This is a genomic window from Micromonospora tulbaghiae (assembly GCF_900091605.1).
Taxonomy (GTDB): Bacteria; Actinomycetota; Actinomycetes; order Mycobacteriales; family Micromonosporaceae; genus Micromonospora; species Micromonospora tulbaghiae.
In genome coordinates, this window is the sequence record NZ_FMCQ01000005.1 from 160,081 (window position 1) to 174,693 (window position 14,613).

Sequence of the window (14,613 nt, forward strand, 5' to 3'; positions counted from 1 at the left end):
CGGACGGGTCGGGGGACTAGCGTGGATCACGGTCCCGGCGTACGCCGGTGGCGACGTCGACGGCAGGGGGTCGGGGTGCGGATCGGGTTGTTCGGCACGGGTTACTGGGCGGCGCAGACGCACGCCGCAGCCATCGAGGCGCACCCGCGGGCCCAGCTCGCCGGCGTGTGGGGGCGCAACCCCGCGAAGGCCGAGGAACTGGCCACCCGGCACGGCGTACCGGCCTTCACCGACGTCGACGCGCTCATCGACGCCTGCGACGCGGTCGCCGTGGCGCTCCCGCCGGACGTGCAGGCCGACATCGCCGTCCGGGCCGCCACCGCCGGGCGGCACCTCCTGCTGGACAAGCCGCTGGCGCTCGACCTGGCCGACGCCGACCGGGTGGTCGCCGCGGCGCAGGCGTCCGGGGTGGCCTCGGTGGTCTTCTTCACCCAGCGCTTCCACCCGAACGTCACCGGCTTCCTCGCCTCGACCGCGGCGGCCGGCGGCTGGCAGCACGCCCGCGCCACCATGTTCGCCTCGATCTTCCAGCCCGGGAACCCGTACGGCGACTCGACCTGGCGGCGGGAGCGCGGCGCGCTGTGGGACATCGGCCCGCACGCCTTGTCCCTGATCCTGCCCGTGCTCGGCCGGGTCACCCGGGTCGCCGCGATGGACGGCCCGAGCGGCCTGGTGCACCTGCTGCTCACCCACGACGGCGGCGCGACCAGCTCGCTCTCGCTCACCCTGGACGCGCCGTCCGAGGCGGTCACCCGGGACTTCGTCTTCTTCGGCGAGAACGGCACCGAGACCGTGCCGCCCGGCGACGGCAGCGCGCTCCAGGCGTTCGGCGCCGCGCTCGACCAGTTGCTGGAGGAGGTCGACGCGGGCACCCGCGACCACCGCTGCGACGTGCGGTTCGGCCGCGAGGTGGTGGCGGTGCTGGACGCCGCGCAGACCGCCCGGGCGCAGGGACGCACCGTCGACCTGTAAGGAAGGGACGGTCACGAGCCGGGACGGCCGCGGTAGCCGATGGGTCCTTCCCCGGTGCGCTGGTACGTGCCCAGGAATCCGTCGTCGGCGAAAGCGACGGTGCCGTTGTTGCCGCTGCCGTGGCGCCAGCTCATCCTGGTGACCGCGTGCCCGGGCACACCCACCGCGACGAGCAGGTCCCCGGAGCGGTGCCACCCACCGCTCCAGCCCTCCTCCGTGGTGAACCGCCGGGCCTGCTCGGCCCTGGAGCCGCGCCCGGCGAGCCGGCCGCGGAACTCCCTCGGCCGCTGACCCGGCTGCCGGCGCCAGCCGTAGAAGGCGGTGTGCTGCTGCTCGAACGTGATCGCGTACTCCGCGCCGGACGTGTCCGCCCACGCCACCTGGTCGAGGAGGGCTTGTTCACCGCGGTCGATGAGAATGGTGACCTCCCCGGCGGCGGTCGCGTACCGCAGCACGGGCTCGGCGATCGCCTGCCGTGCCAGCGCCAGGCCCGCCTGGTCGTGCGCGTGCATCGGATCGATCGTCACCCGGTACAACCACAGCATGCTGCGGGCGTCGGCGCCGCTGTCGATCCGCAACGTGTTCCGGCCGGCGACCAGGTCCTCGGCGGGGACCGCGAAGACCAGACGCTGCGGCAGGCCACCGCCATTCGGGATCCGCATCCGGTCGGCCAGCGGTCTGCCGTTGAGGCGAACGGTGAGCGGGGCGTATCCGGGCTCGCGGGAGAACATCGACGTGAGCGCCCGCAGGGCGACACAGGCCTCCTGGACGACGACCGGGTCGGGCACGTCGAACTCCAGCTCGACCGATCCGCCGGCGCCGATTGCCAGGTGGTCGCCGGCAGCCGAGGACCGCTCGACACCGGTGATCGTGACGTTCCCGGTACGCGGCGGTTCGGAGCCGAAGTCGGCGTAGGTCGGTTCCATCTGGGCCCCGGCATATTTGTACATTCCACAAAGGATAGATCAACGGGCGTCGGCCGGCGCACCGCCGAGCGGGAGAAAACCGGTCGCCCGGGCCGGACCCGGGCGTTAGCGTGGCGGCATGTTCACGCATGCCCTGATCCGTGTGGCCGTCGCGCCGGCCGCGTGTGGGCTCCTCCTGGACGCCCGTCCGCGGTTCCGGCGCCCGGCCCTGGCCGGCCGGTACGCCGCCCGCGTCTGACCTGACCGCCGGTTCCCGACCCGCCCCGAGGGGCGCCGGTCGTGCCACCTCGCCGAGGTGGCGGCACCCGTGGTTCGACCACGCCACCTCGCCGAGGTGGCTGTCTCCGGCATGCGCCGCGTCCCGGCCACTCCCCAGGGTCGTCCGAGTCCCGATCCGCTCGGACCGCCCGCCCGATCCGCCCCACGCCGCCTCGACGGCGGGGGACACCCGCGCAGCGGTCCGTACCCGTCGCCGTCCGGCGACAGACAGGACGAACCCGTGGCGCCCCGCCGAAACACCGCACGCGACCGGTCCCATCGCGTACTGTCCCAGAACTTCCTCGCCGACCCGGCCGCCGTCGCGCGGATGGTCCGCGCGGTCCGGTCCGGCCCGGACGACCTGCTGTTGGAGGTCGGCGCCGGTCGCGGCCGGCTGACCCGGCCGCTCGCCGCGCGGTGCGGGCGGCTGATCGCGTACGAGGTCGACCCGGCCGTGCTGCCCGAGCTGACAGCGGCCTGCGCTCCGCTGCCGAACGTCGAGGTACGGGCGGCCGACTTCCTGACCGCGTCCCCGCCCGCCGGCCCGTTCTCGGTGGCGGGCAACATTCCCTGGTCGCTCACCGCGGCGGTGGTCCGCTGGTGCCTGGCCGCACCAGGGTTGCGTACCGCGACGCTGCTCACCCAGCTCGACTACGCCCGCAAGCGCACCGGCGACCACGGCCGGTGGAGCCGGCTCACCGTGCTCACCTGGCCCGAGTACCACTGGCGGCTGGCCGGGCGGGTGCCCCGGACCGCGTTCCGGCCGGTGCCGGGCGTGGACGGGGGCATCCTGCGGCTGGAGCGCCGGCCGACGCCACTCGTGGCGCCGGCCGCGCTGCCCGCGTACCGGCGGATGGTGGAGCTGGGCTTCGGCGGAGTCGGCGGCTCGCTCGCCGCCTCGCTGCGCGCGGGCCACCCCAGGCCGCGGGTCGACGGCGCGTTGCGGGCCGCGCGGATCGCGCCGGACACCCCGGTCGGGCTGGTCTGGCCGGAACAGTGGCTGGTGCTGTTCCGGCTGCTGCACGCGCCGCTCAACCGGCGAGCGTGACGAGCGCCTCGACCAGTTCGGCCGGGGTGTCGAACTCCTCGGCCGGCAGCGTGCGCAGTCGCTGGAGCGTCTCGGTGCTGGCGCCGTTCTCCTGGCCCCAGCGGACCAGGTCCTCCCGGGAGACCGGGTAGTCCAGCCCGGCCAGGAACTCCTGCAACTGCGCGCCGGTGACGGTCATGCCGCCCGGCTACCCGCTGGGCCCGGCGGCATGCCCGCCGCCGGGCCGCGGCGGCGGTTTGTCCCGGCGGGCCCCGGGTAGCCGCGGACATGCTGGTACAGCGGCTCGGCGCGCCGAGCGACTTCGACCCCTTGCTGGACCGCGTGCGGGACGCCCGGGTGGTGATGATCGGCGAGGCGACGCACGGCAGCTACGACTACTACCGGCTGCGGGAACAGTTGACCCGGCGGCTCATCGCCGAACAGGGGTTCGACTTCGTGGCGGTGGAGGGGGACTGGCCGGACTGCGACCGGGTGCACCGGTCGGTGGTCGGCGCGCCGGACGGGCCGGCCGATCCGCTCGTCGCGCTGGAACGGTTCGAACGCTGGCCCACCTGGATGTGGGCGAACGCCGAGGTGGCCCGCTTCTGCCGCTGGCTGCGGGCGTGGAACCTGGAACGCCCCGAGGGGGAGCGGGCCGGCTTCCACGGGCTGGACGTGTATTCCCTCTGGGAGTCGATGCAGGCCATCTTCGACTACCTCGGTGAGGAGGACCCGGCCTCGCTGGAGGCGGCCCAGGAGGCGTACCGCTGCTTCGAGCCGTACGGCAAGCGGCCCGAGGAGTACGGGATGGCCAGCCGGTTCGTCTCCGCCCGGTGCGAGGAGGAGGTGGTCCGGCTGCTGGCGCGTACCCGGGAACAGGCCACCGCGGACGGCCCGGACCGCTTCTCGGCCTGGCAGAACGCGGAGGTGGTGGCCGGCGCGGAACGGTACTACCGGGCCATGGTCGGCGGCGGCCCCGAGTCGTGGAACGTCCGCGACGTCCACATGGCCGACACGCTCGACCGGCTGCTCGACCGGTACGGGCCGGGCTCGCGGGGCATCGTGTGGGCGCACAACACGCACGTCGGCGACGCCCGGGCCACCGACATGGCGGCGGACGGCATGGTCAACATCGGGCAGCTCGGCCGGGAACGGCACGGCCCGGACGCGGTGGCGCTGATCGGGTTCGGCAGCTGGCACGGCAGCGTGATCGCCGCGCCGCGCTGGGGCTCACCGGCCGAGAAGATGGTGGTGCCGCCGGCCCGGGAGGGTTCGGTGGAGCATCGGCTGCACGAGCTGATGCCGGACCGGGCGGTGCTGGTCTTCGGCGGCGACGACCAGCCGGAGTGGGTGACCGGCGAGGCGGACCACCGGGCCATCGGGGTGGTGTACGACCCGAGCTTCGAGTCCTGGGGCAACTACGTGCCGACCCGGCTGGGTGAGCGCTACGACGCGTTCATCTGGTGCGACGAGACCACGGCGCTGCATCCGCTGCCGGCTTGCGTCACACCCGGTGAGATGGAGACGTATCCGGCTGGTGTGTGACGGGTGGGGCCCCGTAGGGCCCCACCCGTGCGGATCACACGTTCGCGTGCTGCTTCTCGGCGAGGTGGGCGCGCAGGCCCTCGCCCTCGACGTCCACGTTGGGCAGGATCTTGTTCAGCCAGCGCGGCAGCCACCAGGCGGCGTTGTTCAGCAGCGACATCACCGCCGGCACGATCGTCATCCGGACCACGAACGCGTCGATGGCGACACCGATGGCGAGCGCGAAGCCCATCGACTTGATGATCGGGTCCTCCAGGAAGACGAAGCCGCCGAACACCGAGATCATGATGAGCGCGGCGGCGGTGACCACCCGGGCGCCGTGCCCCATGCCGTTGATGGTGGCCTGCTGCGCGGTGTCGCCGTGCACGAAGTCCTCGCGCATCCGGGAGACCAGGAAGACCTCGTAGTCCATGGCCAGGCCGAACAGGATGCCGATGAGCAGGATCGGCAGGAAGCTGACCAGCGGTGCCGGCGTGTCCAGGCCGACCAGGTCGGCCAGGTGGCCCTGCTGGAACACCGCGACGGTGATGCCGAACGTGGCCGCCACGGTGAGCAGGAAGCCCAGCGCCGCCTTGACCGGCACCAGGATCGACCGGAACACCAGCATCAGCAGCAGGATCGACAGGCCCACCACCAGCAGCAGGTAGACCGGCAGCGCGTCGGACAGCTTCTCCGACACGTCGATGCCGACCGCGGTGACGCCGGTGAGCAGCACGTCGGCGTTCTGGATGCCCGAGACCTGCTTACGGATGTCGTGCACCACCGTCTCGGTGGCCTCGTCGGTCGGCCCGGTCTTCGGGATCACCCCGATCAGCGCGGTACGCCCCGACGGGTCGACCTGCGGCGGCGCCACCGCCAGCACCCCGTCGGTCTTCTGGACCAGCGCGGTCACCTGCGGGATGGCGGCCTGGGTGGCCTGCGGCGAGTCGGCGGTCACCACGACCGCGAGCCGGCCGGTGAAGCCGGGGCCGAAGCCCTCGCGGATCAGGTCGCTGCTGACCCGGGCGGGGGTGCCCTCGGCGGCGGCGGAGGCGTCCGGCAGCGCCAGGCGCATGTCCTGGGCCGGGATCGCGAGCAGGCCGAGGCCGAGCAGCCCGACGAGGATCACCGGGATGCGCAGCTTGGTCACCCACCGCGCCCAGCGGAAGCCGAAGCCGGAGCGGTCCTCCGAGCCGGTGGTCGGGTCCTCGACCGCCTTGCGGTCACGCAGCTTGCGCGGCAGCACCTTGTGGCCGGCGAAGCCGAGCAGCGCCGGGGCCAGCGTGATCGCCACCAGCACGGCGATCGTGACGGTGCCGGCGGCGGCCAGGCCCATCACGGTGAGGAACGGGATGCCCACCACGGCCAGGCCGGCGAGCGCCACCACCACCGTGGCGCCGGCGAAGACCACTGCCGAGCCGGCGGTGCCGACCGCGCGGCCGACCGCCTCCTCCGGGGAGAGCCCGTCGAGCAGGTTCTGCCGGTGCCGGGAGGTGATGAACAGCGAGTAGTCGATGCCGACCGCGAGGCCGAGCATCAGCGCCAGGATCGGCGCGGTGCTGGTCAGCTCGACCGCGCCGCTGAGCGCGAACAGACCGGCCATGCCGACACCGACGCCGATCAGCGCGTTCAGCATGGTCATGCCGGCCGCCACGAGCGAGCCGAACGTGATCACCAGGACGATCGCCGCGACCAGCACGCCGATCGCCTCGGTGGAGCCGACCTCCGGCTCGGCGTTGAGCACCTCGCCGCCGGGGGCGATCTGCCAGCCCTGCGCCTCGGCCTGCGCGCCGACCTTCTCGTACGCGTCGCGCTGCTCGTCGGTGACGTCGTCCGCACCGCCGGCGAACTGCACCTGGATCAGCGCGTACCGGCCGTCCGGGGTGAGCGCCTGCGCCTGGTACGGGTCGACCGCGCCGACCACGCCGGGCAGCGTGGCCGCCTCCTGCGTGACCTGCGTGACCACCGCCTGACCGGCGGGCGTGGTCAGCGCGCCGTCCTGCGGCGCCTTGATCGCGATCGTGCCGGTGGCGCCGCTGGCCGCCGGGAAGCGGTCGGCGAGCAGGTCGATCGCCTTCTGCGACTCGGTGCCCGGCATGGTGAAGTTGCTCGCCGTCGGGCCTCTCAGCGTGGCCGCGGCCAGGCCGAGGCCGACGAGTACGACGAGCCAGACGACGGCGACGAGTCGTCGCCGGCGCAGGGATGCCCGGCCGAGCCGGTACAGCAGGGTCGCCATGGACCTTCCTTGTCCTCGCAGGAACGGATCAGGTGGTGACTTCGAGCGCGCGGTACGCCACGGCGAGCAGCGCGGGTCGCAGCTGTTCGTCGGGGATGTCCAGGAACTCGCCGCAGGTCTCGGCGATGCCGGCGAGCACGACGAGCGCCGCGACGCGTGCCTCCGGACGGTCGGAGAAGCCGGCGAACGCGGCGACGAGTCGTTCGGAGATCTGCTGGATGTGGGCGAACGCGGGCTGCTGGAGCAGGTCGGGGAACTCTCCCCGGAGCAGCGCGATCTCCCGGCGGAAGCGGACCGCCAGGTCGACGAAGCCGTCCGCGGCGGCGCGCCGGGCCTCGGCGCCGGTGTGCGCGGCGATGCGGGCGTCCAGCTCCTCCAGCATCGTGATGGCCGGGGCCATCAGCTCGCAGAGCAGGGCGTCCTTGCTGGCGAAGTGGTAGAGCACCGTCGCCTTGGAGCAGCCGACGTCGCGGGCGATGTCCTGGAGAGAGGTGCCCTTGTACCCGGTGACGGCGAACCGGCGAGCGGCCGCGGCCAGCAGCTCGTCGTGGGTGGCGGTGGTGGGTCGCGCCATGTCCTCCAGCATGCCTGACCGATCGGTCAGGTGCTGACCGATCGGTCAGATCCGCAGCGTGGCCTTCGCCACAACGGCCTGTTTCCCCAGGTCAGCCTGGTGTTCCGGTCCAGTCGGCCAGCCATTCCCCGGACCAGGTCAGCGCACCCGAGCGCAGGTCGGCGACGAGCTCGCGCACCCAGTCCAGTTCGGCGCGGAGCACTGCCAGTTGGTACTCGTCCTCGACCAGAAAGAGCCGGGGCAGGTCCACCGCGCTCAGCGCCGCCTCCCGCTCGCGCAGCCGCGCCTCGATGACGCCGGCCCGCTGGTCGAGCCGCCGGGCGGCCTCCCCGGGCGGCAGGATGGGCAGGAACGACAGGGCGGCGGGGAACTCCGGGAACTCCCGGGCGGGAGTGGCGAGCGCGTCGGCGAGCCACCCGTCGAGCGTGCGCCGCCCGGCCGGGGTGAGCGCGTAGACGGTGCGTTCCGGCCGCCCCTCCTCGCGCGTGGTCTCGGCGACCCGGATCAGCTCGTCGCGGCGCAGGCGTTCGATGGTCTGGTAGATGCTGTTGCGCTGCGCCACGTTCACCACGTCGTGCTTCTCCCGCTCCCGGATGAGCTGCTGCATCCGGTACGCGTGCATCGGCTCCTCGACCAGGAGGGCCAGCACCATCATCGCCAGCGGCGAGCGACGAACCGTCATGCACACACCCTAGGTGGCCCCTGTCGACGCATAGTCATTCTATGTATAGTCATGGAATGACTAAAGCTGTTGTCGTCGGCGCCGGCCTGGCCGGCCCGGTCGCCGCCATGGCGCTGCGGCGCGCCGGCATCGACGCGTCGGTGTACGAGGCGTACCCGCGCGACGCCGTCGGGGTGGGCGCGTTCCTGACGCTCTCGGTGAACGGGCTGGACTCGCTGCGCGCGATCGACCTCGACACCCTGGTGGCCGGGCTCGGGCACCCGACACCCCGGATGGCCATGCGCAACCACAGGGGGCGCAGGCTCGCGGAGTTCGACGCGGCCGGCAGCCGTACGGTCGGTCGCTCCGAGCTCTACCGGGCGCTGCGCGACGAGGCGCTGCGCCGGGGCGTCGAGTTCGTCCACGGCGCGCGGCTGACCGACGCGGTGGCCGCGGGCGGCGGCGTGACCGCCCGCTTCGCCGACGGCCGGACCGCCCACGGCGATCTGCTGATCGGCGCCGACGGGCTGCGCTCCCGGGTCCGCACGCTGATCGACCCGGCCGCACCCGAGCCCCGCTACGTGCCGCTGCTGAACGCCGGTGGCTTCGCCCGCGGGCTGCGCCTGCCCGACGAGCGCGGCGTGATGCAGATGATGTTCGGCCGCCGCTGCTTCTTCTGCTGGATCGTGGTGGGGGAGGACGACGTCTGGTGGTTCGCCAACCCGCCGCAGCCGGCCGAGCCGAGCCGGGAGCAACTCGCCGCGATCGGCCCGGACGAGGCCCGCTCCCGGCTGCGCGCGTTGCTCGCCGACGACCCGGGGCCGGCGACGAGAATCCTCGACCACACCGCGCGGATCGAGTACGGCTGGCCGACGTACGACCTGCCGTCGGTGCCGGTCTGGCACCGCGACCGCATGATCGTGATCGGCGACGCGGCGCACACCGCCGCCCCCTCCTCCGGGCAGGGCGCGGCGATGGCCTTCGAGGACGCCGTCCAGCTCGCCCGCTGCCTGCGCGACCTGCCCGACGTGCCGGCGGCGTTCCGGGCGTACGAGCGGTTGCGCCGCGAACGGGTGGAACGGGTGGTCGCGCAGGGACGGCGGACCAGCACCACGAAGGTCGCCGGCCCGGTCGGGCGCGTGGTCCGGGACCTGGGCATGCCGCTCGCCGCCCGGTACCTGGCGCGCAACGGCGGCGCGGCGCAGGCATGGCTGTTCGGCCACCACGTCGACTGGGCGGAGCGGGTGGCGGGCTGAGTCAGGCGGGCGGCCGCCCGTGCGCGCTGTCGTACGCCGCCCGCGCCTCGCTGATCGCCTCGCGGTGCCGCTCCGCCCAGCTCGTCAGCGCCACCAGCGACTCGTACAGCTCCCGGGCCATCGGCGTCGCGGTGTACTCCACCTTCGGCGGCACCGTGGGATGCACGTGCCGGTCCAGCAGCCCGTCCCGCTCCAGGTTGCGCAGCGTCAGCGTGAGCATCCGGCGGCTGATCCCCTCCACCCGGCGCTCCAGCTCGGTGAAGCGGATCGGACCGGCCGAGGCGGCGATCAGGATGCCGATGGCCCACTTGCCGCCGACCCGGTCCAGCGCCTCCCGTACGGTGCACGCGCTGGCCTGCTCCGCCGCGCCGGGACCGCACCGGTCCGCCTCTGCCTCACCCACGCCCCGATCGTCCCAGGTGCGCGACGGCGAGGTGCGCCGGGCACCGTGTCGGGGTTGCCGAGCCGGGCCCGGCCCGGGATGGTGGTCCGATGGGCGCCGCCGACGAGACCCGTGCCGGAGTGTCGCTGACCAACCTCGACCAGCCGCTGTTCGACGGCGCCGGGGCGACCAAACGCGACCTGGTCGACTATCTCGACGCGGTGAGTGGCCGGATCCTGCCGGAACTGCGGGACCGGCCGCTGTCGGTGCTGCGGGTGCGGCCCGGCCAGGAGCCGTTCATGCAGAAGAACCTGCCGAAGTACACGCCCGACTGGGTGCGCCGCACCGAGGTGTGGGCGGAGGCGTCGCACCGGCGGATCTCGTACGCCCTCTGCGACGACCGCCGGACGCTGCTCTGGTTCGCCAACCAGCGGGCGGTGGAGTACCACCCGACGCTGGCCCGTACCGGCGCGCCCGAGCACCCGTCCCACCTGGTGCTCGACCTCGACCCGCCGGAGGGGGAGGCGTTCGGCGCCGTGGTGCGGGTCGCGCTGCTGGTGCGGCAGGCGCTCTCCGACGCCGGTCTGGCCGGGGCGGTGAAGACGAGCGGGGCGAAGGGGCTGCACGTGATCGTGCCGGTCGACCCGGCCACCACGGCGGAGGAGGCCGCCGCCGCGACCCGGGCGCTCGCCGCCCGGACCGAACGGCTCGACCCGGCGGCCGCGACCACCGCGTTCGTCGTCGCCGACCGCGGCGGCCGCGTCTTCGTCGACTCCACCCGGGCGTACGGGGCGACAGTGGTGGCCGCCTACAGCCCTCGGATCCGGCCCGGCGCACCGGTCTCGTACCCGGTGGGCTGGGCCGACCTGGAGAGCGCGAGCCCGGCCGACTTCACCGTGCGGAGCGTGCCCGCGCTGCTGGGCGACCGGGATCCCTGGGCGGAGGCGCTGCCCGCGCCGCAGCGGCTGCCGGTGGAGCTGGTCGAGCAGGGGCGGACCATCCCGGTGGCCCGGGTCCAGGCGATGCACGAGGGCAAACGCCGCGCCAAGGCCCGCCGCGAGGCCGGGTGAGCCCTGGGCGGACCAGCGCCGATTCCTTCCACGACTGACCGGTGACCTGAGCCACTTCTGTCACACGGTGCGCCCGGCCGGTGTCTTGGGTGCGAACCGTCAGCGGAAGGAGTTCAGGCATGACCGGGTACACCAGGGTGGTAGTGATCGGCGGCGGTTTCGCCGGTGTCATGGCGGCCAACCGGCTGATGCAGCGCGACGACGTCAGCGTGACAGTGGTGAACCCACGACCGGACTTCGTCGTCCGGCCGCGGCTGCACCATCTGGTCGCCGGATCGCACGAGGCGGTGGTGGACTACCGGGAGGTCCTGCACGAGCGTGTCCAGTTGGTTCAGGACGCGGTCACGGTGATCGACGCGACCGAGCGCCGCGTGGTTCTCGCGGAGATCGGCGCACTCGGCTACGACTATCTCGTCTACGCGGTGGGCAGCGCGAGCGCCGAGCCGCCCGTTTCCGGAATGGCCGAGTTCGCCTATCCGATGGCCACCATCGAGGCGGCGCAGCGGCTGCGCTCGATCATCGGCGAAAGCCCGGCGGGGGCCGCGGTCACGGTCGTCGGAGCGGGGCCGACCGGCATCGAGACCGCCGCCGAACTCGCCGGACGCGGCCACCGGGTGAGTCTGGTCTGCGGCGGTACGCTCGGCGCGTACCTGCATCCACGCGCGCGGCGCGCGGCCGCCAGGTCACTCGCCAGGCTCGGTGTGACGGTTCTCGACGGACCCGGCACCGAGGTCACCGCTGTCACGCGTGATGCCGTGCGGCTGCGTGACGATCGCGTTCTGCCGAGTGCGATCACCGTCTGGGCAGCGGGCTTCGGCGTGCCGGATCTGGCCGTGCGCAGCGGACTGCGGACCGACAGCATCGGGCGGCTGCTCACCGACGAGACACTGACCAGCATCGACGACGACCGCATCGTCGCGGCCGGAGACTCGACCGCACCCTCCGGCGTGCCCTATCGGATGAGCGCGTACACCGCGGGCTGCCTCGGCGCGCACGCCGCCGACACGTTGCTGCGGCGGATGGCAGGCCTCCGGCCTGAGCCGGCCAGCGTCTTCTTCAACGCGATGTGCGTCGGCCTCGGGCCGCAGGCCGGCATCTACCAGCTCGCCGGCCGGGACGACACCGCGATGAGACTGTTCATCGGCGGCCGGCTCGGCGGGAGACTCAAGGCGCTCACCTACAAGTTCGGCGTCGGCCATCTCACGAACGAGGCCCGCAAGCCCGGCTCGCACCGGTGGCTGCCCAACAACAAGCGCGGGCAACTGGTACAGGCACAAGCGAACCGGGATCCGGGCGTGGCCCGGCAGTCGGCGTAAGCCCGAGGGGACGGACCGGCCCCCGATGATCGGGGACGCGGGTGAGCCCCAATCACCGAAGGCCCTCGACCATGCTGGCCGGGGGCCTTCGGTGATTTGGTCTGTCAGCGACGCCGCGTCGCGGTGGCCGGTGGGCGTTTGCCCCAGGTGAGCGCGATCAGCACCACGGCCAGGGCCCAGGTGACGATCATCGTCCAGATCGGGCGGGTCTCGGTGGCCGCGCCGACGAACCCGCCGATCGCGTAGCTGACCAGGCAGAGCAGGCCGGTCGCGGCGAGCCGCCCGGCCGCGCTGCGGCCCTCCGGCTCGAACACCCAGTCGGCGATGCCCTTCGTGGTGCGCAGCACGGTGCCGGTCTGGTACGACGTGGCGGTCTGCACGCCGAAGGTGCGGACGATCAACCCGCCGAGGATGCCGACCGGGAACGCCAGCAGCGCGGTCAGGATCGTGCGCTCGGTCAGCGAGTCGCGCCCCGAGTCGAGGGACCGGTCCACCAGGCCCCAGAGCACGAGCAGCGCCAGCATGGCGAGCAGTTCCATGCCCGGCGGGGTGAGCGGGCCGGCCGGGCGCAGGCGGCGGATCCCGGCGCCGAGCAGGCCGCCGAGGCCGAACGCGACAAGCGACGCCACCGCGGCCGGCCAGGGCGGAAAGTGATCGGCGGCCCCCATTCCGACGAACGCCACGTTGCCGGTCTGAATACCCACGAACACCTTGTACTTGAGGAACGAGAATGCGTCGACCACACCGGCGAGGCCGGTCGCGAGCGCAAGTGCCAGAAACGGTACGTGGAAGTCGTATTCCCCCACCCGCCAGCGATCCTCCGCGTTGTTGGACATCGCCCTCCCTACCCCCGGTCGCACCCGTGAAACCGGTGCGGCGCGCGATGCGCGGAAGTGCCGGGAAAAGGGTTTCCCGTCCGTTCCGGTGAATGGCGCGATCGCGTTATTCACCGGGGGGATCCGATTCGGCAGCATCGCAATTGCGTCTCGACGGCGAGACTCGAAGCCGAAGGAGGCCGAGCGCATGTTCGTGCTCCCCGTCGCCAGAATCCGCGTCACGTTCTATTCGATCGCGGCGCTGGCCGTCGCCGGAGTCGCCACGGATGCTCCGGTCTGGAGCATCGCGGCGTCGCTGTTCCTCTGTGTCGCGATTCCGCTCGCGGTGGCCTTTCAGAGCCCGGAACACCTGCGGGCGTTGTTCGTCCCGTCCCGGGCCGCCGAATCGGCGGCCCACACCCGGAAGGAAATCCGTCATGCCCCGATCCAATGACCGTGCCGGAATGGGATCATCGCCCAAGGACCACCAGATGGTCGGCACGGTCCCGCGGAATCCCGCGATCGACCAGTCACACCCCGACCTGGTCAATCCGCCGTCGACAGACAACGGGCTCATGCCCAACCTGGTGTTCCCGTTCTCGCTGGCGCACACCCGGCAGGAGAGCGGCGGCTGGACCCGGGAGGTCACCAACCGTCTCCTGCCGATCGCCCACGACCTGGCGATCGTGAACATGAAGCTCAACCCCGGGGCGTACCGGGAACTGCACTGGCACATCCAGTCCGAGTGGGCCTTCGTCCTCACCGGCAGCTGCCGGATCGCCGCCGTGGACCAGGAGGGCCGCAACTTCCTGGAGGACGTCAAGGCCGGTGACCTCTGGTACTTCCCGGCCGGCATCCCGCACCACATCCAGGCGCACGACGAGGGCGTGGAGTTCCTGCTCGTCTTCGACGACGGCTGCTACTCCGAGGACGCGACGTTCCAGGTGACCGACTTCTTCTCGCACGTGCCGAGGGAGGTCATCGCCAAGAACTTCGGCTGGACGATGCAGCAGATGGCCAACTTCCCGGCCGAGTCGGAACGCTACATCTTCCCGGGCCAGAGCCCGCCGCCGCTGGCCGAGGACCGGGTCTTCAGCCCCACCGGCGACGTGCCCCGGACGTTCAAGCACAGCCTCCTCGCGCAGACGCCGGAGAAGTTCGAGGGCGGCAGCGTACGCATCGCCGACTCGAGCAACTTCGCCGCGGCGATCACCACCACCGTCGCCATGGTGGAGATCGAGCCCGGCGCGTTGCGGGAACTGCACTGGCACCCCAACGGCGCGGAGATGCAGTACGTCATCTCGGGCAAGGGGCGGATGGGCGTCTTCGCCAACCACGCCACGGCCCGCACCTACAACATGGAGACCGGCGACGTCGGCTACGTGCCGATCTCCATGGGCCACTACATCGAGAACATCGGCGACAAGCCCTTCGTCTACCTGGAGCTGTTCCGGACCGCGAAGTTCGAGGACGTGTCGCTCGCGCAGTGGCTGGCGAACATCCCGCCGGAGGTGGTCGCGGACACGATCAACGTGCCGCGCGAGCTGATCGAGGCGCTGCCGAAGACGAAGAGCCCGCTGCAACGGCACTGAGGAC

The 14,613-nt window shown here is 72.6% G+C and carries 15 protein-coding genes; 8 read left to right on the forward strand and 7 right to left on the reverse strand.

From position 1 onward, the window contains the following. Positions 1–75 precede the first annotated feature (75 nt). Positions 76–972: a Gfo/Idh/MocA family protein gene (locus tag GA0070562_RS16735; protein WP_091422476.1), complete on the forward strand. Its 897-nt coding sequence runs from the start codon at positions 76–78 to the stop codon at positions 970–972. An 11-nt stretch (positions 973–983) separates the two neighbouring features. On the opposite strand, the gene GA0070562_RS16740 is transcribed toward GA0070562_RS16735, so the two are convergent. Further along, complete coding sequence (locus GA0070562_RS16740) at positions 984–1,922, reverse strand: hypothetical protein (RefSeq protein WP_139135466.1); 939 nt, start codon at positions 1,920–1,922, stop codon at positions 984–986. 475 nt (positions 1,923–2,397) lie between these two features. Here GA0070562_RS16740 and erm point away from each other — a divergent pair, with 475 nt between their 5' ends. Continuing rightward, positions 2,398–3,204 (forward strand): ErmE/ErmH/ErmO/ErmR family 23S rRNA (adenine(2058)-N(6))-methyltransferase, encoded by an 807-nt coding sequence (gene erm, locus GA0070562_RS16745; protein ID WP_091422481.1) that lies wholly within the window; start codon positions 2,398–2,400, stop codon positions 3,202–3,204. On the opposite strand, the gene GA0070562_RS16750 is transcribed toward erm, so the two are convergent. Next, complete coding sequence (locus GA0070562_RS16750; protein ID WP_091422483.1) at positions 3,188–3,382, reverse strand: DUF2795 domain-containing protein; 195 nt, start codon at positions 3,380–3,382, stop codon at positions 3,188–3,190. The genes erm and GA0070562_RS16750 overlap by 17 nt on opposite strands. A gap of 89 nt (positions 3,383–3,471) precedes the next feature. Between GA0070562_RS16750 and GA0070562_RS16755 the strand changes: the two genes are divergently transcribed. Next, a complete protein-coding gene (locus GA0070562_RS16755) occupies positions 3,472–4,728 on the forward strand; it encodes an erythromycin esterase family protein (protein WP_091422486.1) in 1,257 nt (418 codons plus the stop codon). A 34-nt stretch (positions 4,729–4,762) separates the two neighbouring features. Here the strand turns inward: GA0070562_RS16755 and GA0070562_RS16760 are convergent, their stop codons facing one another. The 3 genes from GA0070562_RS16760 to GA0070562_RS16770 all read right to left on the reverse strand — a co-directional run bounded on the left by GA0070562_RS16760 (position 4,763) and on the right by GA0070562_RS16770 (position 8,199). Further along, entirely contained in the window at positions 4,763–6,943 is a 2,181-nt protein-coding gene (locus GA0070562_RS16760; RefSeq protein WP_091422489.1) for an MMPL family transporter, read from the reverse strand. A 28-nt stretch (positions 6,944–6,971) separates the two neighbouring features. Next, positions 6,972–7,517 (reverse strand): TetR/AcrR family transcriptional regulator, encoded by a 546-nt coding sequence (locus GA0070562_RS16765; RefSeq protein WP_091423291.1) that lies wholly within the window; start codon positions 7,515–7,517, stop codon positions 6,972–6,974. Positions 7,518–7,608: 91 nt separating this feature from the next. Beyond that, the gene (locus GA0070562_RS16770; RefSeq protein WP_217493431.1) at positions 7,609–8,199 is read right to left on the reverse strand and encodes a PadR family transcriptional regulator; all 591 of its coding nucleotides are present in this window, start codon (positions 8,197–8,199) and stop codon (positions 7,609–7,611) included. 56 nt (positions 8,200–8,255) lie between these two features. On the opposite strand from GA0070562_RS16770, the gene GA0070562_RS16775 reads away from it, so the two are divergent. After that, entirely contained in the window at positions 8,256–9,434 is a 1,179-nt protein-coding gene (locus tag GA0070562_RS16775) for an FAD-dependent oxidoreductase (RefSeq protein WP_091422495.1), read from the forward strand. 1 nt (position 9,435) lies between these two features. Here the strand turns inward: GA0070562_RS16775 and GA0070562_RS16780 are convergent, their stop codons facing one another. Then, positions 9,436–9,837: a winged helix-turn-helix transcriptional regulator gene (locus tag GA0070562_RS16780; protein WP_091422498.1), complete on the reverse strand. Its 402-nt coding sequence runs from the start codon at positions 9,835–9,837 to the stop codon at positions 9,436–9,438. Positions 9,838–9,926: 89 nt separating this feature from the next. On the opposite strand from GA0070562_RS16780, the gene ligD reads away from it, so the two are divergent. Then, on the forward strand, positions 9,927–10,886 hold the full coding sequence (gene ligD, locus GA0070562_RS16785; protein WP_091422502.1) for a non-homologous end-joining DNA ligase: 960 nt from the start codon (positions 9,927–9,929) through the stop codon (positions 10,884–10,886). A gap of 119 nt (positions 10,887–11,005) precedes the next feature. Next, a complete protein-coding gene (locus GA0070562_RS16790; RefSeq protein WP_091422505.1) occupies positions 11,006–12,202 on the forward strand; it encodes an NAD(P)/FAD-dependent oxidoreductase in 1,197 nt (398 codons plus the stop codon). A 104-nt stretch (positions 12,203–12,306) separates the two neighbouring features. Here the strand turns inward: GA0070562_RS16790 and GA0070562_RS16795 are convergent, their stop codons facing one another. Further along, the gene (locus tag GA0070562_RS16795) at positions 12,307–13,038 is read right to left on the reverse strand and encodes a DUF1275 family protein (protein ID WP_091422508.1); all 732 of its coding nucleotides are present in this window, start codon (positions 13,036–13,038) and stop codon (positions 12,307–12,309) included. On the opposite strand from GA0070562_RS16795, the gene GA0070562_RS30690 reads away from it, so the two are divergent. After that, positions 13,031–13,471 (forward strand): hypothetical protein, encoded by a 441-nt coding sequence (locus GA0070562_RS30690; protein ID WP_254663807.1) that lies wholly within the window; start codon positions 13,031–13,033, stop codon positions 13,469–13,471. The two genes, GA0070562_RS16795 and GA0070562_RS30690, sit on opposite strands and share 8 nt — an antisense overlap. Before the next feature lie 37 nt (positions 13,472–13,508). Then, entirely contained in the window at positions 13,509–14,609 is a 1,101-nt protein-coding gene (locus tag GA0070562_RS16805) for a cupin domain-containing protein (protein ID WP_091422513.1), read from the forward strand. The last annotated feature ends 4 nt before the right edge of the window (positions 14,610–14,613 follow it).